At 70.0% G+C, this 21,124-nt stretch carries 19 protein-coding genes; 17 read left to right on the top strand and 2 right to left on the bottom strand.

The features are described 5' to 3' along the window. Positions 1-2: 2 nt before the first annotated feature. The 10 genes from asnB to VB738_RS10125 all read left to right on the top strand — a co-directional run bounded on the left by asnB (position 3) and on the right by VB738_RS10125 (position 11,844). Positions 3-1,844, top strand: coding sequence for an asparagine synthase (glutamine-hydrolyzing) (asnB, locus tag VB738_RS10170; RefSeq protein WP_323305637.1), 1,842 nt, complete (start codon positions 3-5; stop codon positions 1,842-1,844). A gap of 294 nt (positions 1,845-2,138) precedes the next feature. After that, positions 2,139-3,890: a carbamoyltransferase gene (locus VB738_RS10165; RefSeq protein WP_323305636.1), complete on the top strand. Its 1,752-nt coding sequence runs from the start codon at positions 2,139-2,141 to the stop codon at positions 3,888-3,890. Further along, a complete protein-coding gene (locus VB738_RS10160; protein WP_323305635.1) occupies positions 3,887-4,744 on the top strand; it encodes a glycosyltransferase in 858 nt (285 codons plus the stop codon). The genes VB738_RS10165 and VB738_RS10160 overlap by 4 nt, the downstream gene beginning before the upstream one ends. Before the next feature lie 28 nt (positions 4,745-4,772). Further along, positions 4,773-5,507 carry a hypothetical protein gene (locus VB738_RS10155; RefSeq protein WP_323305634.1) on the top strand — a complete coding sequence of 245 codons (735 nt, stop codon included), beginning with the start codon at positions 4,773-4,775 and terminating at the stop codon, positions 5,505-5,507. Between the two features lie 11 nt (positions 5,508-5,518). Continuing rightward, on the top strand, positions 5,519-6,436 hold the full coding sequence (locus VB738_RS10150; RefSeq protein WP_323305633.1) for a hypothetical protein: 918 nt from the start codon (positions 5,519-5,521) through the stop codon (positions 6,434-6,436). Continuing rightward, entirely contained in the window at positions 6,433-7,371 is a 939-nt protein-coding gene (locus tag VB738_RS10145) for a glycosyltransferase family 4 protein (protein WP_323305632.1), read from the top strand. The genes VB738_RS10150 and VB738_RS10145 overlap by 4 nt, the downstream gene beginning before the upstream one ends. Positions 7,372-7,678: 307 nt before the next feature. Continuing rightward, positions 7,679-9,616, top strand: a complete 1,938-nt coding sequence (locus VB738_RS10140; RefSeq protein ID WP_323305631.1) for a nucleoside-diphosphate sugar epimerase/dehydratase — start codon at positions 7,679-7,681, stop codon at positions 9,614-9,616. Next, a complete protein-coding gene (locus VB738_RS10135) occupies positions 9,613-10,551 on the top strand; it encodes an exosortase/archaeosortase family protein (RefSeq protein ID WP_323305630.1) in 939 nt (312 codons plus the stop codon). Before VB738_RS10140 ends, VB738_RS10135 begins: the two co-directional genes overlap by 4 nt. Beyond that, positions 10,548-11,216: a hypothetical protein gene (locus tag VB738_RS10130; RefSeq protein ID WP_323305629.1), complete on the top strand. Its 669-nt coding sequence runs from the start codon at positions 10,548-10,550 to the stop codon at positions 11,214-11,216. The genes VB738_RS10135 and VB738_RS10130 overlap by 4 nt, the downstream gene beginning before the upstream one ends. 22 nt (positions 11,217-11,238) lie before the next feature. Continuing rightward, positions 11,239-11,844, top strand: a complete 606-nt coding sequence (locus VB738_RS10125) for a hypothetical protein (RefSeq protein ID WP_323305628.1) — start codon at positions 11,239-11,241, stop codon at positions 11,842-11,844. 9 nt (positions 11,845-11,853) lie between these two features. Here the strand turns inward: VB738_RS10125 and VB738_RS10120 are convergent, their stop codons facing one another. Beyond that, the gene (locus VB738_RS10120) at positions 11,854-14,304 is read right to left on the bottom strand and encodes a GumC family protein (RefSeq protein WP_323305627.1); all 2,451 of its coding nucleotides are present in this window, start codon (positions 14,302-14,304) and stop codon (positions 11,854-11,856) included. A gap of 381 nt (positions 14,305-14,685) precedes the next feature. Here VB738_RS10120 and VB738_RS10115 point away from each other — a divergent pair, with 381 nt between their 5' ends. From VB738_RS10115 to VB738_RS10105, 3 genes are read left to right on the top strand one after another with little or no spacing between them, the layout of a single operon-like run. Further along, positions 14,686-15,798, top strand: coding sequence for a polysaccharide biosynthesis/export family protein (locus tag VB738_RS10115; protein ID WP_323305626.1), 1,113 nt, complete (start codon positions 14,686-14,688; stop codon positions 15,796-15,798). Positions 15,799-15,820: 22 nt separating this feature from the next. Next, complete coding sequence (locus VB738_RS10110) at positions 15,821-16,909, top strand: hypothetical protein (RefSeq protein ID WP_323305625.1); 1,089 nt, start codon at positions 15,821-15,823, stop codon at positions 16,907-16,909. Further along, positions 16,906-17,580, top strand: a complete 675-nt coding sequence (locus tag VB738_RS10105; protein WP_323305624.1) for a hypothetical protein — start codon at positions 16,906-16,908, stop codon at positions 17,578-17,580. The genes VB738_RS10110 and VB738_RS10105 overlap by 4 nt, the downstream gene beginning before the upstream one ends. A gap of 37 nt (positions 17,581-17,617) precedes the next feature. On the opposite strand, the gene VB738_RS10100 is transcribed toward VB738_RS10105, so the two are convergent. Next, positions 17,618-18,211 carry a hypothetical protein gene (locus tag VB738_RS10100; RefSeq protein ID WP_323305623.1) on the bottom strand — a complete coding sequence of 198 codons (594 nt, stop codon included), beginning with the start codon at positions 18,209-18,211 and terminating at the stop codon, positions 17,618-17,620. A 46-nt stretch (positions 18,212-18,257) separates the two neighbouring features. On the opposite strand from VB738_RS10100, the gene era reads away from it, so the two are divergent. The 4 genes from era (at position 18,258) to ispF (ending at position 21,123) form a co-directional block, all read left to right on the top strand. Next, the gene (era, locus tag VB738_RS10095) at positions 18,258-19,241 is read left to right on the top strand and encodes a GTPase Era (RefSeq protein ID WP_323305622.1); all 984 of its coding nucleotides are present in this window, start codon (positions 18,258-18,260) and stop codon (positions 19,239-19,241) included. Positions 19,242-19,343: 102 nt separating this feature from the next. Then, the gene (locus VB738_RS10090) at positions 19,344-19,868 is read left to right on the top strand and encodes a phycobiliprotein lyase (protein WP_323305621.1); all 525 of its coding nucleotides are present in this window, start codon (positions 19,344-19,346) and stop codon (positions 19,866-19,868) included. Between the two features lie 7 nt (positions 19,869-19,875). Then, positions 19,876-20,571 carry a tRNA (guanosine(37)-N1)-methyltransferase TrmD gene (gene trmD, locus VB738_RS10085; RefSeq protein ID WP_323305620.1) on the top strand — a complete coding sequence of 232 codons (696 nt, stop codon included), beginning with the start codon at positions 19,876-19,878 and terminating at the stop codon, positions 20,569-20,571. Positions 20,572-20,637: 66 nt separating this feature from the next. Beyond that, positions 20,638-21,123: a 2-C-methyl-D-erythritol 2,4-cyclodiphosphate synthase gene (gene ispF / locus VB738_RS10080; RefSeq protein WP_323305619.1), complete on the top strand. Its 486-nt coding sequence runs from the start codon at positions 20,638-20,640 to the stop codon at positions 21,121-21,123. Position 21,124: the final 1 nt, after the last annotated feature.

Below are 21,124 nucleotides of genomic sequence, written 5' to 3'. Positions count from 1 at the left end.
CGATGTGCGGCATCGCGGGCCAGCTGGGGAGGGACCCGGGCGCGTTCGCCGCCAGGGTCGGCCCCCGCCTCGCCCACCGCGGCCCGGATGACGCCGGCGTCTGGCAGGACGCCGGGGCCTGCCTGGTGCACCGGCGCCTGGCGATCCTGGATCTCTCCCCCCTGGGCCACCAGCCGATGGCCTCCGCCTGCGGCCGCTGGCAGCTGGTGTTCAACGGAGAGATCTACAACCATGGCGAGCTGCGTCGCCGGCTCGAGGCGGAGGGGCAGCGCTTTCGGGGCAGCGGCGACACGGAGGTGCTGCTGGCCTGGCTGGTGAGCCGGGGCCTGGACGGCCTGGGGGCGCTGCGGGGCATGTTCGCCTTCTGCCTCTACGACACCCTGGAGCGCAGCGCCCTGCTTGCCCGCGATCCCCACGGCATCAAGCCCCTCTACCTGCGCCGCGGGCCGGGGGGCAGCCTTGCCTTCGCCTCGGAACTGCGGGCGCTGCTGGCCGCCGACGGCGAGGCGCCCAGCCTGAACCGCCAGGCCCTGGGGCGCTACCTGGCCACCGGGTCGGTGCCGGAGCCCGACACCCTGGTGGAAGGGGTGCAGCGCCTTCCCTGCGGGCACGCCGCCAGCTGGCGCCAGGGTCGGCTGACGCTTCAGCCCTGGGGGGCCCTGCCGGAGAGCCTGGTGGGCGCCGCCGGCGTTGGCGCCATGCCTGCGGCCGAGGCGGTGGCCCTGGCCCGCTCGGCCCTTGAGGATTCGGTGGCGGCCCACATGGTCAGCGATGTGCCGGTGGGGCTGTTCCTCAGCGCCGGGCTCGATTCCGCCTCCCTGCTGGCGCTCGCCCCCCGGGGCCTGCACACCTTCACCATCGGCTTCCAGACCCCGGGAGCCGGCGGTTTCGATGAATCCGGGCCGGCGGCCCGCATCGCCGCCCACTTCGGGGCCCATCACACGCCCCTGAACCTCACGGCCGACCAGGCCCGCCAGTGGCTGCCGGCGTTTCTGGCCAGCCAGGACCAGCCCTCCATCGACGGCTACAACACCTGGTGCGTGGCCCGGCTGGCCACGGAACACGGGCTGAAGGTGGCCCTCTCCGGACTCGGCGGCGATGAGCTCTTCGGTGGCTATCCCAGCTTCCGGATGGTGCCGAAGCTGCGGCACTGGCGGCGCCTGATCGGTCCCGCCGGTCCGCCGGCGGCGTGGCTGTTGCAGCGGCTGCCCCAGGGGCGTCGCGCCAGGCTGCAGCGGATCACCGGACTCCTGGAGGCACCCCCCTCCCTGGCTGGGGCCTACGGCTGCTTCCGGGGCCTGTTCTCCCCCGCCGAGACCGGGCGCCTGCTGGCGCACTGGGGGCTCCGGCCCGATCCCGCTGCCGCAGCAACGGCGACGGATCGCGGCGGGGGTGACCATGGCGGCGACGGCGAAGCGCCGGGGGGCCGCGAAGGGGTGGCCTGGCTGGAGGGCACCCGCTACCTGCGCAACCAGCTGCTGCCGGACAGCGACGTGATGGCGATGGCCGCCGGGCTGGAGCTGCGCCTGCCCCTGGTGGATGCCCGGCTGCAGCGCCGGCTGGCCCCGATCCCCGCCGCCCTGCGGCTGGCGGAAGGCAAGCAGCTGCTGGCCCGCAGCGTGCCGGAACTGCCCGACTGGTTCCTGAACCGCCCCAAGCAGGGGTTCCGCTTCCCGTTCCAGCTGTGGCTGGACGACCCGGCCTCGCCCCTGGCCCTGCGGCTGCCCTCCACACCCCGGGGAATCGACCTGACGCCCTGGTACCGGCGCTGGAGCCTGATGGTGCTGCAGCACTGGCTCGAGGTGCACATCGGGCTCAGCCTCTCGCCGGCACCTCGCCCGTGAGCCGGTTCACGGCGTGGCCGACGACGATTGCCGGGGTGGCTCAGGAAAGGTCGCCTAGAATCCCGCCGCCGGCGGACGTCGTCTGCGCGGTGTCATCCGCTGCCCATCTCCATCTCTTGATCCGGTCCATCCCTTGATCCGGCCGTCCGACCGGGGATGTCGAGGCCGTCCGGATGGTGGGGACCATCGGAACAGCCCCAGCGCCTCTGGTCCGGACAGGGTTCCACTGCCCCCCCATCGCGGGACCGCTCCCCTCCAGACCGTCCTCCACCCGCCATCCGGTTCCGCAGCTCCATGACGCTCATCCTGGGGATCAATGCCTTCCACGCCGATGCGGCCGCCGCCCTGGTGCGAGACGGGGTGATCGTCGCCGCCGCCGAGGAGGAGCGGTTCCGCCGCATCAAGCACTGGGCCGGCTTTCCCAGCGAGGCCATCGCCTGGTGCCTGGCCGATGCCGGCGTCGGGCCGGCCGACCTCGACCACATCGCCATCAATTCCCAGCCGGGGGCCCACCGCTGGCGCAAGGTGGCCTACACCCTGGGGCACCGCCCGGATCCCCGTTTCCTGATCGCCCGCTGGCGCAACAAGCGGGAACGGGCCGATCTGGGCCAGCAGCTGGCCCAGGCGTTCCCCGGGGCGCCGATCCGGGCGCAGCTGCATTTCGTGGAGCACCACCGGGCCCACCTGGCCTCGGCCTTCTTCGCCTCGTCGTTCGAGGAAGCGGCGGTGATCTCGGTGGATGGCTTCGGCGACTTCGCCAGCGGTGCCTGGGGCCATGGCCAGGGCAACCGGCTCAGCCTCGATGGCCAGATCTGGTTCCCCCACTCGCTCGGCGCCTTCTACACGGCGATCACCCAGTACCTGGGCTTCCCCAACTACGGCGACGAGTACAAGGTGATGGGGCTGGCGCCCTACGGCCAGCCCACCCGGATGGAGGCGATGCGCCGCATCGTCCGGCTGCAGGATGACGGCACCTACCGCCTCGATCTGCGCTACTTCCTCCACGCCACCCAGAAGCTGCCGCACCAGTGGAGCAACGGCGCTCCTGTGGTGGGGAGCCACTGGAGTGCGGAGCTGGAAGCCCTGCTCGGGCCCGCCCGTCGGGCGGATCAGCCCCTCGAGCAGCAGCACATGGACATCGCCCGCTCGGCCCAGGCGATGTACGAGGAGGCCTTCTTCCACCTGCTGCAGGCCCTGCACCGCAGCCACCCCAGCGACCAGCTCTGCATCGCCGGGGGCTGTGGCGCCAACTCGGTGGCCAACGGCAAGGTGACCCTGGCCACCCCCTTCCGCCGCGTCTACGTCCAGGCGGCCGCGGGCGATGCGGGGGGCGCCCTCGGCGCCGCCCTCGAGGTCTGGCACGGCCTGGGCGGGCCCCGCTCCATGCCGATGCGCCATGCCTACCTGGGCAGCCAGCCGGCCCCCGGCGAGGTGGAGGATCTGCTGGCCAGAGCGGACACCCGCACGGCCCTGGAGCAGGCCGGATGCAGTCTGCAGCGGCCGGAGGAGGGGGACCTGTGCGAGCAGGTGGCGTTGGCGATCGCCGACGGCCTGGTGATCGGCTGGTTCGACGGCCGCATGGAATGGGGCCCCAGGGCCCTGGGCCACCGCTCGATCCTCGGCGACCCCCGACGCGCCGACATGAAGGACATCCTCAACCTCAAGATCAAGCGCCGGGAATCGTTCCGCCCCTTCGCCCCTTCGGTGCTCGCCGAGGCCGTGGGCGAGTGGTTCAGCCTCGACGGGGAGGTCCCCTTCATGATGCAGGTGTACCCGATCCGCGAGGAGCAGCGGTCCCGCATCCCGGCCGTCACCCACGTGGACGGCAGCGGCCGGCTCCAGACCGTCAATGCCGCCGACAACGGCCGCTACTACCGCCTGATCCGCGCCTTCGCCGACCTCACCGGGGTGCCGATGGTGCTGAACACCTCGTTCAACGAGAACGAACCGATCGTCTGCACCCCCGCCCAGGCCCTCGACTGCTTCCTGCGCACCCGCATGGACCTGCTCGTGCTCGGCGACGTGCTGATCCGCCGGCAGGGGTGAACGCCACGCCGCCACCCGGCCCCGCCAGCGGCGTCCCCGGGCTCAGCCTGATCGTTCCCACCCTCGATTCCCACCACCTGCTGCCGCGGCTGGTGAACTCCCTGCAGCGCCAGAGCTGGCCCCACTGGAAGGTGCTGTTCATCGACGGGCCCAGCGGAGCGGAGCACCGGGCCTGGCTGGAAGCCCTCTGTCACCGGGACCATCGCTTCCGCTGGCAACCCCAGGACCCGGCCCTTCCCGGCATCTTCGGGGCGATGAACCATGGCTTCCGCGCCGCACCCCCGGAGGACTGGCTGCTGTTCTGGGGCAGCGACGACTGGGCGCCCTCCCGCACCGTGTTCGAAGAGGCCATGGAGGCGACGCAGCGGGGACTCCGTGGGGGCCCGCCTCCGGATCTGGTGGTCTGCAGCGGTCGCTATGCGGGCAAGGGGCCGGACGGGGCCACGCGGCTGGGACGGCGCACCGCCTTCTCCAGCTGCAGGGCCTTCCGCCTCAGCCTGTTCCTGGGGTCCACCCCCCCTCACCAGGCCACCCTGATCGGCCCCGGGGCCCGGCGGCGACTCGATCAGTACGCCGAACCGTTCCGGCTCTCCGCCGACCTCGACTACTTCCTGCGCCTCAGCACCAGCCGGGACCTGGCGGCCCGGGGCCTGGATCTGGAGCTGGTCCACATGGGGGAAGATGGGGCCAGTGGCCAGCAGACCGGCCGGCGCCTGAAGGAGGTCGTCCTGGCCTATCGCCGGGCCTTCGGGTGGCTCTGGGGCCTCCCCTTCGGCCTTCGCTACGTCCGGCGGCTCTGGAGTCGGCGGCCCTGGGCTGAGCAGGGGCGGAAGCCCGCCAGACGGGACCGATAAGCTTGTCCAGGCCTGCGCAGCGATTCCCTTGCCCGAGGAGGAAAGGCCGCCTGGGGCCGAGCGGGAACCGCGGCGGCAACGGGTCCGAAAGAAAAAAAACCGGCAGCGGGAAGGGAGCCTGCTGCAGCGGCTCTGGTGGAACCGGAAGACCCGGCTGGGGATCCTGGCCCTGGGGGTCGGCGGCGGCCTCGCCTGGTTCTTCGCACCCGCGTGGCAGGGGACGCGGGGCACCTCGCCCCGGCCCTCGCGGCAGGCCGTGACGAACGTCCCGAGGGGCCCCACCACGGGCCCGGACGTCATCTCCGTCTTCATCGAGGATCCCTGGCGCAGCCAGTCCGCCCTGCTGCTCTGGCGCGACCGGCCCGGGGCCTATCTGGTGCTGCAGGGCAACGCCGAGTACCAGGCCATCACCACCAACCATCTCAGGAACCGCCAGCTCTGGCCCCGGGACACCTCCAGGGTCGTGCGGCTGCTGCCGGGCTGCGACACGGTGGGACAGGTCACCCACCTGGCCAGACTGCTGCAGACATGGCCCCAGCAGGGCCGCATCACGATCGTGACCGCCCCGACCCACCTCGATCGAACCCTGGCGATCTCCCGGATCGTCTACGCGGGCACCGGCTGGCAGGTGGATGGCTCCGACGCCGAGACCGGCGATCTGCGGCCCGAATCCCAGCTGCGCCTCTGGCGCGATCAGCTGCGCGCCTCCCTCTGGCGTCTGACCGGATGGGACGGGCGCCTCGACGGCAACGACTGCGTCTGATCCCCTTGGCCATGCCCGCGCCCGCTCCGATCACGCTCTTCGGGGCCACCAGCCCGAGCGGTCAGGCCCTGATCGCTCTCGCCGCAGGGCGGGAGCTGGTCGTGGCGGGCCGACGGGCGCCGCTGCCGTCGGCCGGAAGCGGCGAGGCACCGCCGTTCCTGCGCTGCGACCTGGAGGACACCGGCGCCGGGGCTGAGGTGCCGGCAGGGTTGCTGGTGAGCTTTGCCCCGATCTGGTCGTTCGCCCCCTGGCTGGACCGCTGGGCCCGCCGCGATCCGGCCGGCTTCGCCCGGCTGCAGGGGGTGGTCGCCTGCTCCTCGTCCTCGGTGATCACCAAGCGCTTCGCCACCAATCGCTTCGACCGGGATCTGGTGCAGCGGCTGCGGCAGGCGGAGGAATCGCTGGCCCAGACGTGCGCTGCCCACGCCCGGCCCCTGCGGATCCTGGCCCCCACCCTCATCTACGGCCAGGCCGGCCCCCTGGGCGATCGCAACCTCAGCCGGCTGCGCCAGCTGCTGCGCCGCCTGCCCCTGCTGCCCCTGCCCGGCCAGGGGGGCCTGCGGCAGCCCATCCACTGCCGCCAGCTGGCCGCCGTGGCCCTGCACCTGGCCGACCGCCTGGCCGAGGACGGCTTCCACCCGTCCCAGCCGGTGCACCTCCCCCTCGGCGGCGACGACACCCTGACCTACGCCGCCATGCTCCGGCGCCTGCAGGAGGCGACCGACCCGGGGGATCGGGCCCGCCACTGCCGCCTGCTGGCCCTGCCGCCGCGCCTGTTCCTGGCCCTCGCCTCGCCGCTGCTGCTGCTCTCCCCGAAGCGCTTCGAGGCGGTGCTGCGCATGGGCGCCGACCTGGCCGGCTTCACGCCGGCCCACCGCCTCCTGGGGGCCTCTCCGGAACCCTTCCCCGTGCTCCCCCTGGTGCCATGAACGTCCTGCACGGCCCGGCCTTCCTGCTGCTGGGCGCCGGCCTCGGGGCGCTGCTGCTGCTCCGGCTGCTGCCCCTGCTGCGGCACCGGCTGGTGGATCAGCCCAACGCCCGCAGCTCCCACCAGCGGCCCACCCCCAGGGGCGGGGGGGTGGCCTTCGTGGTCGTCGGCAGCGCACTGGCTCCCCTGGCGGGGGAGGGCTGGCCGGCCTGGGTTCCCCTGATCTGTCTGCCGCTGGCCCTGGTGGGCCTGCTGGACGACCGCTTCAACCTGCCGGCCGCCTGGCGCTACGGCGTGCAGATCGCCACGGCCCTGGCCCTGGTGGCGATCACCCCCCTGGCCCTGCCCTGGTGGCTGGTGCCGCCGGCGGTGTTCGCCGCCACGGCGGTGATCAACTTCGTCAACTTCAGCGACGGGCTCGACGGGCTCGTCGCCGGCTGCGCCGCGGTGCTGCTGGTGGTGGCCGCTCTGGCCATGCCCCCCGATGGTGGTCACGCCCTGCTGCCGCTGATCGGGGCCCTGCTGAGCTTCCTGGCCTGGAACTGGAGCCCGGCACGGGTGTTCATGGGGGATGTGGGCAGCACCTTTCTGGGGGCGGTGATCGCCGGGATGGTGCTGCAGCAGGCCACGCCGGCCCTGGCCCTGGGCCTGTTGCTGGCGGGCTTCCCGCTGCTGGGGGACGCCTGCCTCTGCGTGCTGCGCCGGCTGGCCGCCGGCCAGCCGATCTTCCAGGCCCATCGCCTGCACCTCTACCAGCGCCTGCATCAGGCCGGGTGGCCCCATGCCCGGGTGGCCCTGCTCTACATCGGCGCCACCACCCTGCTGGGGGCGGCCCTGCTCCTTGGGGGCCTGCCCCTGGAGCTCGGCCTGCTGCTGCTGGAGCTGGCCGTTGGCCTGTGGCTCGATCGGCACCAGGCGGTCCCCTTCTCACCTTGAACGGGCAGTAACCTCGAAGGGAGCAGGGATTGCCAGGGCCATGATCCATTCCGCCATCACACTATTGCTGTGTGAGAACGACAATCTCCAGCGGATTGCCTAGTCGCGGTCGGTCCAGCCGGCGGCAATCCCTCCGGCCGTTCCTACCCCGGGCTGTCCTTCCACGGACCCGAAACCGCATCCAGCCCCTTCATTGATGCCTGAGGACTCCGCTCGCCGTCATCCAGACGTCGGTTCCTTCCCCTTTCTCCACCTGACTTTTCGCACGTTCATCTCCTGATTCGTCGATCACCGCCGAACTGAACGATTGATCCCCCAGCTCTCATTTCTTCGTTACGTGCAGAAGCAGCTGCTGGCCCGCAGGCTGCTGCTGGTGGTCTTCGATGGCCTGATGATCATCACGGCCTATCTCGGGGCCTTCATCCTGCGCCTGCCGGACGCCACCTCCCTGAGAGGATTTCTGCCCTCCACGATCCTGCTGCTGCCCCTGGCCGTGATCACTGGCCTGCCGGTGCTGGTGGTCTCGGGCTGGTACCGCGGGCTCACCCGCTACGCCGGCAGCCATTCCCTCTACGGCCTGGTGCCCCGCTCCGGCGCGATGGTGCTGATCCTGCTGCTGATCAGCACCCTCATCGGCGGTGCCCAGCCACCACGCTCCTTCTGGATTCTCTACTGGCTGCTGTTCACTGGCGGGGCCATCGCCAGCCGCATCGTGTTGCGCGACGTCCTGGTCCATCACCTCGACCAACGGGAGAACCACTCTCCCGGGGGCTTCCAGGGTGACGGCACCTTGATCTACGGCGCCGGTGCCTCCGGCATGGGTCTGCTGCTGGCCCTGCGCAACGATCCCCGCTTCCGCATCGTCGGCTTCCTCGATGACGATGAGGCCCTCCAGGGCCGCACCCTCCAGAACATGGCGATCCACTCGCCCCTTCGACTGCCGCGTCTGATCGAGCGCCACGGCGTGCGCAAGGTCCTGCTTGCCATGCCGACCATGTCGCGGCGTCGCAAACGGCTGCTGGTGGATCAGCTCACCCACCGGGGCCTGGAGGTGCTTTCGATCCCTTCCCTGGCCCAGATGGCCACGGGCCAGAGGATCGTCTCCGACCTGCAGCCGGTGGCGATCGAGGATCTCCTCGGCCGTGAACCCTCCAACCCCGACCCGGTGCTTCTCAAGGCCGGCGTCGAGGGAAAGGTGGTGATGGTGACGGGCGCCGGTGGCTCGATCGGCAGCGAGCTGTGCCGGCAGGTCGTGGGCCTGGGCGCCTCCCGGCTGCTGCTCGTCGAGCGCAATGAATTCGCCCTCTACGCCATCGAGCGGGAGCTGGGCTCCCATCCCTGTGGCGTCGAACTCCATGCCGTCCTGGGCGATGCCTGTGACGCGGCCCGCCTCACCCTCATCTGCCGTCAGCATGGGGTCGACACGATCTTCCATGCCGCCGCTTATAAGCACGTTCCCCTCGTTGAGGCCAACCTCTGCGCCGGCATCGCCAACAACATCGGCGCCACCGAGGCCGTGATCGCCGCCACCCGGGCCTCGGGCGTGAGCCGGCTCACCCTGATCTCCACCGACAAAGCCGTTCGCCCCACCAATGTCATGGGGGCCAGCAAGCGCATCTGTGAACTGCTGATCCAGGCCGCAGCCGCCGAGATCGGGTCGGGTGGTCCGATCCTTTCGATGGTCCGGTTCGGCAACGTCCTGGGCTCCTCCGGCTCTGTGATCCCCCTGTTCCACCAGCAGATCTCCAGGGGCGGGCCGGTGACCGTCACCCATCCGGCCATCACCCGCTACTTCATGACCATCCCGGAGGCCGTCCAGCTGGTCCTCCAATCCACGGGGATGGCCATCGGCGGCGATCTCTTCCTGCTCGACATGGGCGAGCCGGTCAGGATCGCCGACCTGGCCCGCCAGATGATCGAGCTCTCCGGCCTGCGGGTGCGCGACGAGCACAACAGCGACGGGGACATCGCCATCCAGTACACCGGTCTGAGGCCGGGTGAAAAGCTCTACGAGGAGCTCCTGATCAGCGCCGCCGACCAGCCCACCCAGCATCCGCTGATCCGCAGGGCCACCGAACCCCATCGGGACAGCGAACAGCTCAGCCCATTGATCCAGCAGCTGCATGAGGCGCTCGCCCACTGGGACGAAGCCACCAGCAGCGAGCTGCTGCGCCGCCTCGTCCCGGAATACGATCCTGAAGAGGGTGCTCCGGTGCCCCCCCTGGTCGACGCCCTGGCCCGATGAGCAACACCATCGAGCGACTGTCCAGCGGCCTCCTTCAGCGGATTCCCCCGGCCTGGCGGGCCGCGATCCCTGCCGTTCCCCCGCCCACGCCCCGCAACCTCTGGCTGGCCCTGGCCGCCGCCGTGGCGATCCAGAACATCGCCGTCTTCCAGAGCAGCCAGAGCGAGCACATCACCGTGTTCTCCGTGCTCGTGTGGGGGGGGGCAGTGATCTGCATGGAGGACCAGTTCGAGGACCTCCGGCCCAGGCCGGCCGCCTGGGGACTGGTCATCGGCAGCCTGCTGCTGATCTGGGTTCTGGCCCGCTCGGCGCTGATCCTCCATTGGGACGGTCTGCTGTTCGCCCTGGCGCCGATCGGCGGCCTCGGCCTTGGTCTGATGGCCGAAAAACCCGCCAGCCTGGGGCGCTTCCGTGATCCCCTGCTCTGCTTGATGCTGCTTCCCGGATTCGCCCTGCTGATGCGCACCCTGCCGGAAGAGCCCATCAGCCTCCTCACCGCGAGCCTGTCGGGGCTCTGGCTGAGCGTGCTGGGACTCGACGTGACCGTGAACGCCCGCAGCGTGCTGCTGCCCGGCGGCGGGGTACGGGTGCTGGGCCCGTGCAACGGGGTGGACCTGATGGCCCAGATCCTCTGCGTGGGCGTCATCTTTCTGCTGGCCTTCCCGATCCGCTCCCGGAGCAGTCGGACCGTGGTGCTGCTGGCAGCGCCGGTGATCGGGCTGGTCTGCAACACCTTCCGCATCGCGCTGCTGGCCGTGTTCGCGGGCAACGGCCACTCCAAGGGCAGCTGGCTGTTCGATTTCTTCCACGAGAGCACCGGCTCCCTCGTCTTTTCCGGGGTGGCGGTCCTGATCTTCGGCATGGTCTACATGCGGCTGCTGGAACGGGAGCTTCCCCCCCTGCCCGCACCACCGCAACCGGGGGAGGGAGCATGATCACTCCTCCCCTTCTGGTGCGTTGGTACGGCACCCTCGCCACCGTCGCCGCCCTTCTGGCGGCCCAGGCCATCGTCCTGCCACGCTGGCCCGCCGCTCCTCGCCCCCTGCCGGCTGAGCAGCTGGAGGAGGCGCTGCGCGGGGCCGAGTTGCTGCCGGAGGCGGGCCGGCCCAGCCTCACATCCCCCTGGCCGGCAAAGCGCAGCTACGAGCTGGCAACCTCGGCACCGGTGGTCCTGCCCCTGCGGGAGGGGTTTGAGCTGACCATGATGGCCGGCGCGGTGCGGCAGCGGTTCAACTTCCAGGCCGGGACCATCGGCCGGAATCACGCCAGCCTGAAACTCCGCCAGCGTCGCCTGATCGGCACGCCGGTTCCGACCGCACGGGGCCTGGCCCAGGATCGTCCCACCCTCCAGACGTGTCTGGTGGCTGTCCCAGGCCTGCATCGGCCTTTCGGTGTCACCCGGGAGCAGCTCAGCACCATCGCCGATCGTCGGGCGGTCGGCAGGCAGGCTGCCGTTGAGCGCGTGATCGGGCTCCAGCCCAATCGCACCTACGCCTGCACCCTGATCAGCCTGCGCGGGCCCAGAGGGGAGCCCCCTTCCGAGCGCCTATGGCAGCAGGTGCTGGCCCTGGTGGAGCCGGTGTTGCGAACCCACACGTGAGCGGAGTCGACGTCCGCCACCCGTGGAGGACACGCTGATGGTGGGCCCCCTGCGGCGGCTGTTCCAGGGCCTGAGGCCGGTCGATCGACCCCTGCCGCCCATGGCGGAGCGCTCCTTGCCCTGCAGCTGGGTGCTGACGGGTCAGCTGGCGATCGGGCCCATGCCCCGCAGCGACAGGCACTGGCAGCAGCTGGAAGACGCCGGGATCCACAGCCGCTTCAGCTGCTGCTATCCGGACGAGGAAAGCGCCCTGGTCCTTCCCCCCGGCTGGACGAGCGACCGTGTCTCCCTGCCCGACCACAGGCAGCAGGAACCGCTGCAGCAGGAGAGACTGGCCCTGGCGCTGGCGAGGGCGGAAACGCTGGTCAACCAGGCCGCTCCCATCTATCTGCACTGCATGGCGGGGTACGAACGCTCCCCCCTTCTGGCCGTTGGCCTGACGGCCCGACTACGGGGAATCGACCCGTTGGCCGCCCTGGCCTGGGTGCGCCGCTGCCACCCGATGGCCATGCCGATCTATGACCACCTGGTGATCCTCGAGACCCTGCTTTCCAGCCAACCAGCGCCAGTCGACGGTCAGGGGGCTGGGCGCGTGGAACCCTTTCTGGGCGGTGGAAAACGCCCCTGAGCCAGGGCCTCAGCCCCTGTTGCCGAAACGCCGGCGCAGCCAGCCCATGGGGCCGCCACCGCCTGCACTGGAGGAGCGGTGGCGGCGGGAGGGAACTTTCTCGGCGGGAGGAAGGGAGCCGGGGGAACCGGCGCTGGGGCCGATGCCGCCATTGTTGGCGACGGGCACGGAAGCATGGCCCTCATCCTCCCGGAAGTAGGTCTTCACATCGGATTCACCCTCGTTGTAACGGGCAGTGATGTAGGAATTGGTGGCGGCACCCTTCATGTAGCTGTCGCGATAACGTTGCACATAACTGCCGAATCCGCCCGTGGAGGGCTCGCTGGCACTCTTGGCGTAACCCGACGCCGAGGCGTAGGCGTAGTGGTAGTAGTAGCCGTATTCATAGCCGTAATCGTTGAGGCGGCTGGGGAAGTTGACCTGGTTGCAGATGATGCCCAGCACGTCCACGCCGGATGCTCTGATCCGACGGCTGGCCTGGGGAGCCAGCTCGCGACTCACCTTGCCGAGACCCACGAGGAAGAGGATGCCGTCAAGCTTTTCTCCCAGAAGAATCGGATCGGCCAGCATCAGGCAGGGAGGCGCATCCACGACGATGATGTCGTAGCCGGGGAGGGCACGGATCTCGTCCATGATTTCCTTGCAACGGCTGGAGTTCAGCAATTTCGCCGGATCGGGAGGCTTTGGACCGGCCGGGAGAACATCCATGTTCTCGGCGATGGAGTGGATGAAATCCGTCGGTTTGCGCGTCGAATCCGACAACAGCGTGGAGAGGCCATCGCCCTGCTCGACACCCAGGTAACGGGCCTGCATCGGCAGACGCATGTCGGAGTCGATGACCAGCACCTTGAGGCCAAGGTCCGCGAGGGTGCGGGAAAACACCGCGACCGCGGTGGATTTGCCCTCCCCCTGGGTGGAGGAGGTGATCCCCACCATGCGGATGTTGCTGTCGGCACGGAGCAGACGGAACGTGGTGAAGAGGCTGCGCAGCGACTCCTTGATGGCGAAGCGCTCGCTGGAGGACATCTTGGAGATGCTGGTGGCGATGTCGACACCCGGCTCCAGGGGCAGGTAGGGGATCAGACCCAGGACCGGGAGCTGAAGGTCCTTCTCCACCTCCATCGGGGTGTGGAAGACGTTGTCGGTCCGCTCGCGAAGAATGGCGGCGCCGAGACCGGCCAGCAGGCCGATCATGATGGCTCTCAGCAGGTTGCGCTGAATGTCGGGCTCCACCGGGCTGCTGCCGAAATCCGGTGGTCCGATCACTTCCCAGGGGGAGATGGAGCGGGCCATCTCAAGCCGGTAGCGCTCCCTGGCCTGGATGTAGGAGGAGTACTGCTCCCTGGCGATCGAGAGACGTTGGTTGATGTTCTCGAACTCCGACATCTTCTGAGGATTGTTCCGGAAGTTCTCGCTCAGCAGAAGGATCTGGCGGTTGATCTCGTCCTGCTGGGCCACGTTGGCGAGCAGACGGGCCTTGACGGCATCGGCGGCCTGCCGCTGCACAACAGGCAGCAGCTGGTTGCGCCGGGCCAGCAGGGACTGAACGATCGGAGAGTTCTCCTTGAAGGTGCCCTTGGCGGTGGCCAGCTCCTGCTCGAACTGGTTGAGAAGGTCGAGGGGCGTTTTGGTGCCGCTGGCGGCCTCGGCTCCGGATGACTCCCTACCGGGCACCAGAACACTGTTACGACCCAGCTGCTCAAGGGCGGTGGGGGCCCCGCTGGGGGTGAACTGCAGCTTGCCGGTCTGGATGGATTTCAGTTGGCTGTCCAGCTGAACCTGCTCGTTCTGGAGGGTGCGGAGTTGGTTGACGAGCCCTTCGCGGGCCCCGAGGATCTGGCCAGCGGCCGTGGCCGGGTCGACGAAATTGTTGCGTTCGCGGAACTTGAGCATCTCCTGGGAGAGCTTGCGAACCCGTTCCTCGATCGCGGGGGCCTGCTCATCCAGGAAGCGGACACCGGAGTTGACGGCGGCCTGGCGCTGGGTGAGGGAGAAGGCGGTGTAGTCCTTGGCAAGCTGGCGCAGGATGGCCTTGCCCTTGGCAGGATCGGGCCAGCGCAGGGACACATTGAGAACGTTGTCGACCCGGGCCGACTCCTGGTTGATCGACAGGTTGCTCTCGAGGGCCCGCAGTGGCACGCCCTGACGCTGGGCGACCGGACCCAGCAAAAGTGGGCTCCTCATCAGAACGATGAGGCTGGGCACATCGGTCTTGATCTCGCTGCGGGCGATTCGTTCCACAGATCCCCCGCCGCCGCCGCCACCCGGGTTGTCGAAGGGGTTGCTGATCTGCATCTGGAACCCCCCCCGGTAGACGGGGGAGAAGATGCGCTGCCGGAGGGTGTTGATCGCCAGCGCACCGGTCACGACAGCGAAGGTGATCAGGAAGATGGACTGGCGTCGCTTGACCGTCCGCACGAGTCCCCCCAGGCCTCCGCCGCCGGACTGGGCCTCACCCATGGGGCTGAGGGGGCTCTGGGGCGACGCATCGAACGCGGTCGGACCGGGACCACCCGCGGCGGGAAGCGACAGGGGGCGCGCCGTTCCACCCGAAAAGGTCTCAGGAGGAGCACCCGTCGTTGTCACGTTATGAACCGCAGGGAGAGATAGGTGGATGATAATGGCACTTGGCAAAGAATGCCCCCTTGACTCGGGCGTCTATGGTGGTAATCCGATTTATGTCCTTCGGTGGCTTCTCCTCCAAGAACATCTGTACGCCAGGGATCTACTCGCCAATTGGCACGCCCGGACTGTGCGGCGGCGGGTCCGGGATCTGCACCATCTGACGAAGCCTCCGGTCGGAACAGCCCTCGGCGCTCGATCCGTCGCCGCCTTTCCGACATGGGCATGCTGGCCCTGGCCGGTGTGATGGTGGCCCCGACGGGTCTGAAGGCCTCGGTGCCCCAGGGGGTCGCCCCCCATTCACCCTGGCGGGGGGCTGCGGCCGTGAGTGCCGCCCCCCTCGCCGGCCCCCCCTCCTCGGCGCCGCTTCCCCTCACCGTCACCGAGGTCTACAACGATCTATACGTTCTCGGCCCCGGGGATGGTCTCCAGCTGACCTTCACCGACCCTTCCGCCTCCGCCATCGGCGGAGCGGTCGTCATCCTTCCCGATGGCACCTCGACCCTGTCGCTCCTGGGATCGGTGCAGCTCACGGGCCTCACGATCGGCCAGGCCACGCGCTGGCTCACCTCCCTCTACGCCAAGCAGCTGGTGCGCCCGGAGCTGATCCTCAGCCTCACCTCGCCCCGCCCTGTCAAGGTGACCCTCATCGGCGAGGTGGGCCGTCCCGGCCTCTATCCCCTGCCCTCCTTTTCCACACCGGTCTCCGCCATCCAGACGGCGGGCGGTGTCACCCTCAACGCCGACATCCGCAAGGTGCTGCTGCGGCGTCTGGCCGGGCCCGACGGCAGCCAGAAGCAGACCGTGCTTGACCTGGCCCAGGTCTTCCAGGTCGGCAACCAACGCCAGAACCCGATCCTGTTCGACGGCGACACGATCGTCGTCGCCCGCACGGAGGATCTGATCCCTGAGGAAATCCTCCAGATCGGAGCCAGCAACCTGGCCCCGGCCACCATCACCGTGTCGGTGATCGGTGAGGTCCGCAGCCCCGGCACCCTCAGCCTGCCCGCCAACACCCCCCTGGCCGAAGCCATCTTCCGGGCCGGCGGGGCGGAGAACTGGCGGGCCAACAAGAACGACATCGAACTCGTCCGCCTCAACCGCAACGGCACCACCACCCGTGAGGTTTACAGCTATCGGGATGGGATCGGCGTCTCCAAGGGTCTGAACCCCCCGCTCCGGGACAGGGACACGATCATCGTCAACCGCACCTTCTACGCCGAGGCCCTCGACGTCATCAATCAGGTCATCGTTCCCCTCAGTCAGGCCGCCAGCTCCTATTATTTCTTCCGAGATACATTCAACGGCAACAGAAACAACAACTTCCGCTGACAACCGCTTCTTCAGGTCTCCCATGTACCGCGAACCCACCATCAGCCCCAAAGCCATCGCCTGGGCCCTGCTGAGCCAGTCCATCTGGCTGCCTCTGCTGGCCATTGATGCCCACGACCGCTGGCAGTCGCGGGTCAAGGACATGACGATCCCCCAGCCGGCCGATCCGAAGGGCACCGACGAAGCGATCGCCTCCGTGCCGGAAGCACCGGCCGCCACCCCGGCCCCCGAGACGTCCTCGCCCCTCAACGACCTGGGCACCACCACCGGCCACGTGCTGAGTTCGGCCTCCGACAAGATCGGTTCGCTGCTGGACGCTCCACTGGCGCGCAGTCTCGATCTCAGCGGCCCTTCCAACTCCTCGCGAGCCCGCCCCGATCCTGGTCGGCGTCCGGCGGTCGCCCTCCGGAGCACCCCCCCGGCCCGGGTGGCCAAGGCCCCTGCGCGCCCGGCGTCCTTCCGCATCGATGGCCCTCCCCTGGGTACCACTGGCCTGGGCAGTGCCCAGACCCTGCTGCAGCGCAACTTCTCCAACTCCGAACTGCTCGGCGGGGTGCTCACCATCCAGGACCTTGGTGCCCCCACCATGCCCACGGTGGCCCGGGCGGAGCGGGCCCGGTGGGCCAGCAGCGGGGACCCGATGGCCCCCCTGCCCCAGAACCTCAGGGAACCGATGCGCCAGGCGATCCGCACCCTGCCGGCCCCCACTGCCACCAAGACCGCCAAGCTCCAACAGGCCCGGGTCATCCACGTCCCCTCGACCAGGGTCAGCAGGCCCACCCAGGTGCCCCTCGCCGTTCAGGCGGACGGCAGCGTCGATGTGCTGAGCCAGCCGGATGATCCCGCTGTGATCGAGGACATCAAGGAGTGGTCCAGCCGCCAGCCGGCCCAAGCCCCCGGCACCGTCACCCCTACGGTCGTCAACCTGCAGCCACTCCCGGATGAGGTCAGGTCGACTCCCGCCCCCGTCCGGGTCTCGCCGGTGGCCAGCAGCGCCCCGGTCGCTCCGCCGCCGGTGCCGGCAGCCGTCACGGTGGCCCCTGTGGCGGAAGCACCTGCCGCCACCCCGGCTCCGGCCGGTTCCACCGGCGCGGCGGTGTCCCCCCAGTGACGCGGACCCGGCTCCACCGCCGCACCATCCCCCTGGTCGGTCTGGCCTGCCTGGCTTTCGCTGCCGATCCGGGCCAGGCCCAGTCGCTTCCGGCACCGCCGGCTCCCTGGGTTCCGGTCGCGCCGGAACCTGCGGCGGCCGGCTGGGAGCCCGTCACTGACGCGGCCACCCTGCCGCCGGACTACCTGCCGCCTCCGGCCAACCGTGATCCCGCCGAGCTGGCGATCGTGCCGCGTCAGGGCAAACCGATCGAGAATGTCGGCATCTACGGCATCGGCGGTGGTGTCAACTTCGGCAGCGATCTTCCCAACAGCGGCGTGTTCACCGGTCGTATCGGGTACAAACTCAACGAAACCCTCGCGGTTTCCCTGCGTCCCAGTGTGATCTTCGGGAACCGGGATGTGCTGGGCCGCTACAACGGCCAGACCTCCTTCCAGCTTCCCCTCACCCTGGATCTGTTCCGCCGCTCCGTGGTCTCCCCCTACCTGGGGGGTGGTATTGCCACGAACACCTATTCCACCGGCCAGACCAACGCCATGCTCACCGGAGGTGTGGATCTGAACATCACCCAGAACGTGACCCTGGGGTTCAACGTCAACTATGTCTTCCTGCCCGATGGCGTCACCTTCGATGCCCTTCAGGCCATGACCCTGCTCTACCTGAAGTTTTGAGGCCTCAGCGGATGTTTTGGGTTGGGTGGGTGGTGGCTCAGTCGGCCACCGACTCAATCGCGGCAGCGATGGCCTGACGCTGTTCGGCGTCGTATCCCCAGCGGTCGAGGAAGGCTCTGTCTTCCGCCCCAGCCCCGTCGGTTCCGCCGTCGGTCCCCGCAGCCCCAGCCGCCACCGCAGCCGCCAGCAGGGTTTCCAGCCGCTTCTTCACGGCCACGGGCTCCAGCTGGCGCAGCAGCTCGGTGCTGCGCAGCTGCACCCGCTCCGAACCCGCCTGGTGCTCAAGATCCCCCGCACGCCGATGGTGCAGCACCATGGCCGTGCTCATGGCCAGGTTGCGGGCGGTGAGATCCACCACCCCCGGACCCGCCTGGCGCAGGGCGGCCACCAGGGGTTCCGGCAGCCGGTCGAGCAGGGGCGCCTCACCGGTGAGGCCGACCACGAAGAACCCGCGGGCCCCGTCCCGGCTCGCCACCAGCTCCCCCACCCGATCGGCCAGCACCTCATCGCTGAGTTCCCCGGCTTCCCAGAGGCCGATCCACTGGGCCGCGATCTCCATGGCCTGGGGGAAGCTCGGCGCCAGCGGGGTCCCGTTCAGGGGGGTCTCGGTCAGCGGGGCGTCATCGGTCATGGCGGCGGACGGGCGGCGGGGCCCACGGACTGGCAGTGTTGAGGCTATGGACCCGAGCGCCCCGACCGCCAGCCCCGGCGATGCCCAACCCGACGAGGGCAGCCCCGAAGCGCCTGTCTTCCGCTCCGGCTTCGTGGCCCTGATCGGACGGCCGAACGTGGGCAAATCCACCCTGCTGAATCAGCTGGTGGGCCAGAAGGTGGCGATCACCTCCCCCGTGGCCCAGACCACCCGCAACCGGCTGCGGGCCATCCTCACCACCCCCGCCGCCCAGCTGATCCTGCTGGACACGCCCGGGATCCACAAACCCCACCACCTGCTGGGGGAACGCCTCGTCCAGAGTGCCCGGGGGGCCATCGGCGAGGTGGATGTGGTGCTGTTGCTGGTGGATGCCAGCCAGCCGGCCGGCCGTGGGGACGGCTTCATCGTCGACCTGCTGCGCCACAGCCGGGTGCCGGTGCATGTGGCCCTCAACAAGAGCGACCGGGTCGGCGCCGACGCCGAGGATCTGGCCGCCACCTACCGGGAGTTGCTGGCGGACGGTGGCGATCCCCCCGTGGCCTGGCCCCTGCACCCCTGCAGCGCCCTCAACGGCGATGGCTGCCAGGAGCTGGTGGAGGCCCTGGCCGCCGACCTGCCGCCGGGTCCCCTGCTCTACCCGGCCGACACGGTCAGCGACCAGCCCGAGCAGCTGCTACTGGCGGAGCTGATCCGGGAGCAGGTGCTGAGCCTCACCCGGGAGGAGGTGCCCCACTCGGTGGCGGTGCGGATCGAGCGGATCGTGGAGGAGGAGGCGAAGGGCAAGGTGCGCACGGCCGTGCTCGCCACCGTGCTGGTGGAGCGCAGCAGCCAGAAGGGCATCCTGATCGGCAAGGGGGGCCAGATGCTCAAGGCGATCGGCCAGGGGGCGCGGCTGCAGATGCAGAAGGTGTTCGACGGTCCGGTGTACCTGGAGCTGTTCGTCAAGGTGGTGCCCAACTGGCGCAGCCATCCTGGCCGGCTGGCTGAGCTGGGCTACCGGGGCGACTGAGACCGCCGGCACCCCGCAGCCCCCACGCCGCTCCCCTGCAGCGGGGGGTTTGCGAGGATCCCAACCGGGGTTCATCCGCCCCGATCTCCCGCCACCCCCGCCGTGACCAGCGCGACCGAGCCGCCCAGCGCCGCCCCCTTCCCGCCCGAGACGATCGCGGCGTTTCTGGCCTTCTGCGCCGGCGACTGGCTCTCCCTGCGCAGCCGCTTCAGCCTCGAGGAGGCGACCGAAGCGGCCCGGGAGGCCGAGGCGGACGGGGTCAGCTGGCACAGCTCCGAGCGGGGGGAGCTGACGGTGACCTACCTGGACCCTGAGCAGAACGGCGAGCCCGGAGGACTGGAGATCACCCCACCCGGCGGCGGGCGCCACCGCCTCCTGTTCGACCCCGAGGGCGGCTTCCAGGGCAGCGGCCCGGACGGGGCCGCCAGCACGGGGCGCTGGCAGCTCTGGCCGGACGGCAGCCTGGAGCTGACCAGCGAGCGGGCCGGGGCGTCGGTGCGCGAAAGGATCTGGTTCACCAAGGCCAACCTGCGCCTGCGCAGCAGCGTGGAGCACCACCCCGACGGCCGCCCGGGCCGGGCCAGCTTCAGCTCCGAGATCCGGCGGGTCAGCCGGCCCTCCGGCTGAGGCCCCCATGCGCTTCGACGTGGTGAGCCTGGTGCCGGATGCCTTCACGCCCCTGCTGGGGCTGGGGGTGATCGGCCGTGCCTTCGCCGCCGGCATCGCCGAGGTTCACACCCACAACCCCCGCGACCACGCCACGGACCGCTACCGCAAGGTGGACGACGTGCCCTACGGGGGCGGTGCCGGCATGGTGCTCAAGCCCGAGCCGGTCTACGCCGCCTTCGAGGCGATCCCGGTGCTGCCGCGGCGCCGCGTGCTGCTGATGAGCCCCCAGGGCCAGCCCCTGCACCAGCGCGACCTGCGCCGCTGGGCGACGGAGCACGACCAGCTGGTGCTGCTCTGCGGCCACTACGAGGGCTTCGATGAACGCATCCGGCCCCTGGCGGACGAGGAGGTGTCCCTGGGGGATTTCGTGCTCACCGGCGGCGAGCTGCCGGCCCTGGTGGTGATCAGCGGCGTGGTGCGGCTGCTGCCCGGCACCGTGGGTTCACCGGACTGCCTCGAGGCCGAAAGCCACAGCGGTCTGCTGCTGGAGCACCCCCACTACACCCGGCCGGCGGAGTTCCGCGGCATGGCGGTGCCGGAGGTGCTGCGCAGCGGCGACCACGGCGCCATCGCCCGCTGGCGGCTGGAACAGCAGGTGGTCCGCACCCGCGAGCGCCGCGCCGACCTGCTGGCCCTGTGGCAGGCGCAGCAGGGGACCTGAAGCGCTCCCCCTGAAGCGCGCCATCGCCCCGCACCGGCGACACTGGAACCGCCCCCAACGCCCCCCATGCAGCTGCGCATCGGCAACGGCTACGACATCCACCGGCTCGTGCCGGGCCGTCCCCTGATCCTGGGCGGTGTGCGCCTGGAGCACCCCGACGGCCTGGGGCTGGACGGCCACAGCGACGCCGACGTGCTCGTCCATGCCCTGATGGATGCCCTGCTGGGGGCCCTCAGCCTCGGGGACATCGGCACCCATTTCCCGCCGGAGGACGAGCGCTGGCGCGGCGCCGACAGCCTGGTGCTGCTGGAGCAGGTGGTGGCGCTGGTGGCGGAGAGGGGCTGGCAGGTGCTCAACATCGACACGGTGGTGGTGGCGGAACGGCCCCGTCTCAAGCCCCACATCGCCGCCATGCGGGACGCGATCGCCAGCCGCATGGGCCTGGCCCCCGAGCAGGTGGGGGTCAAGGCCACCACCAATGAGGGTCTCGGCCCCACGGGCCGCCAGGAGGGCATCGCCTGCCATGCGGTGGCGCTGCTGCATCGCCCGTGAG

This window comes from Cyanobium gracile UHCC 0139 (genome assembly GCF_034931325.1).
GTDB lineage: Bacteria > Cyanobacteriota > Cyanobacteriia > PCC-6307 > Cyanobiaceae > Cyanobium > Cyanobium gracile_B.
Note: the sequence above shows the minus strand (reverse complement) of the source record. Positions and strands in the feature narration are given on the sequence as shown.

Excerpts from the sequence above, each read along its gene's own strand:
- ispF (WP_323305619.1), top strand. The coding sequence starts at position 20,638 with ATGCAGCTGCGCATCGGCAACGGCTACGACATCCACCGGCTCGTGCCG.
- VB738_RS10150 (WP_323305633.1), top strand. The coding sequence starts at position 5,519 with ATGCCCGCGCCCGCTCCGATCACGCTCTTCGGGGCCACCAGCCCGAGC.
- trmD (WP_323305620.1), top strand. The coding sequence starts at position 19,876 with ATGCGCTTCGACGTGGTGAGCCTGGTGCCGGATGCCTTCACGCCCCTG.
- VB738_RS10115 (WP_323305626.1), top strand. The coding sequence starts at position 14,686 with ATGGGCATGCTGGCCCTGGCCGGTGTGATGGTGGCCCCGACGGGTCTG.
- VB738_RS10100 (WP_323305623.1), bottom strand. The coding sequence starts at position 18,211 with ATGACCGATGACGCCCCGCTGACCGAGACCCCCCTGAACGGGACCCCG.
- VB738_RS10110 (WP_323305625.1), top strand. The coding sequence starts at position 15,821 with ATGTACCGCGAACCCACCATCAGCCCCAAAGCCATCGCCTGGGCCCTG.
- VB738_RS10120 (WP_323305627.1), bottom strand. The coding sequence starts at position 14,304 with ATGGGTGAGGCCCAGTCCGGCGGCGGAGGCCTGGGGGGACTCGTGCGG.
- VB738_RS10130 (WP_323305629.1), top strand. The coding sequence starts at position 10,548 with ATGATCACTCCTCCCCTTCTGGTGCGTTGGTACGGCACCCTCGCCACC.
- VB738_RS10165 (WP_323305636.1), top strand. The coding sequence starts at position 2,139 with ATGACGCTCATCCTGGGGATCAATGCCTTCCACGCCGATGCGGCCGCC.
- VB738_RS10145 (WP_323305632.1), top strand. The coding sequence starts at position 6,433 with ATGAACGTCCTGCACGGCCCGGCCTTCCTGCTGCTGGGCGCCGGCCTC.
- asnB (WP_323305637.1), top strand. The coding sequence starts at position 3 with ATGTGCGGCATCGCGGGCCAGCTGGGGAGGGACCCGGGCGCGTTCGCC.
- era (WP_323305622.1), top strand. The coding sequence starts at position 18,258 with ATGGACCCGAGCGCCCCGACCGCCAGCCCCGGCGATGCCCAACCCGAC.
- VB738_RS10135 (WP_323305630.1), top strand. The coding sequence starts at position 9,613 with ATGAGCAACACCATCGAGCGACTGTCCAGCGGCCTCCTTCAGCGGATT.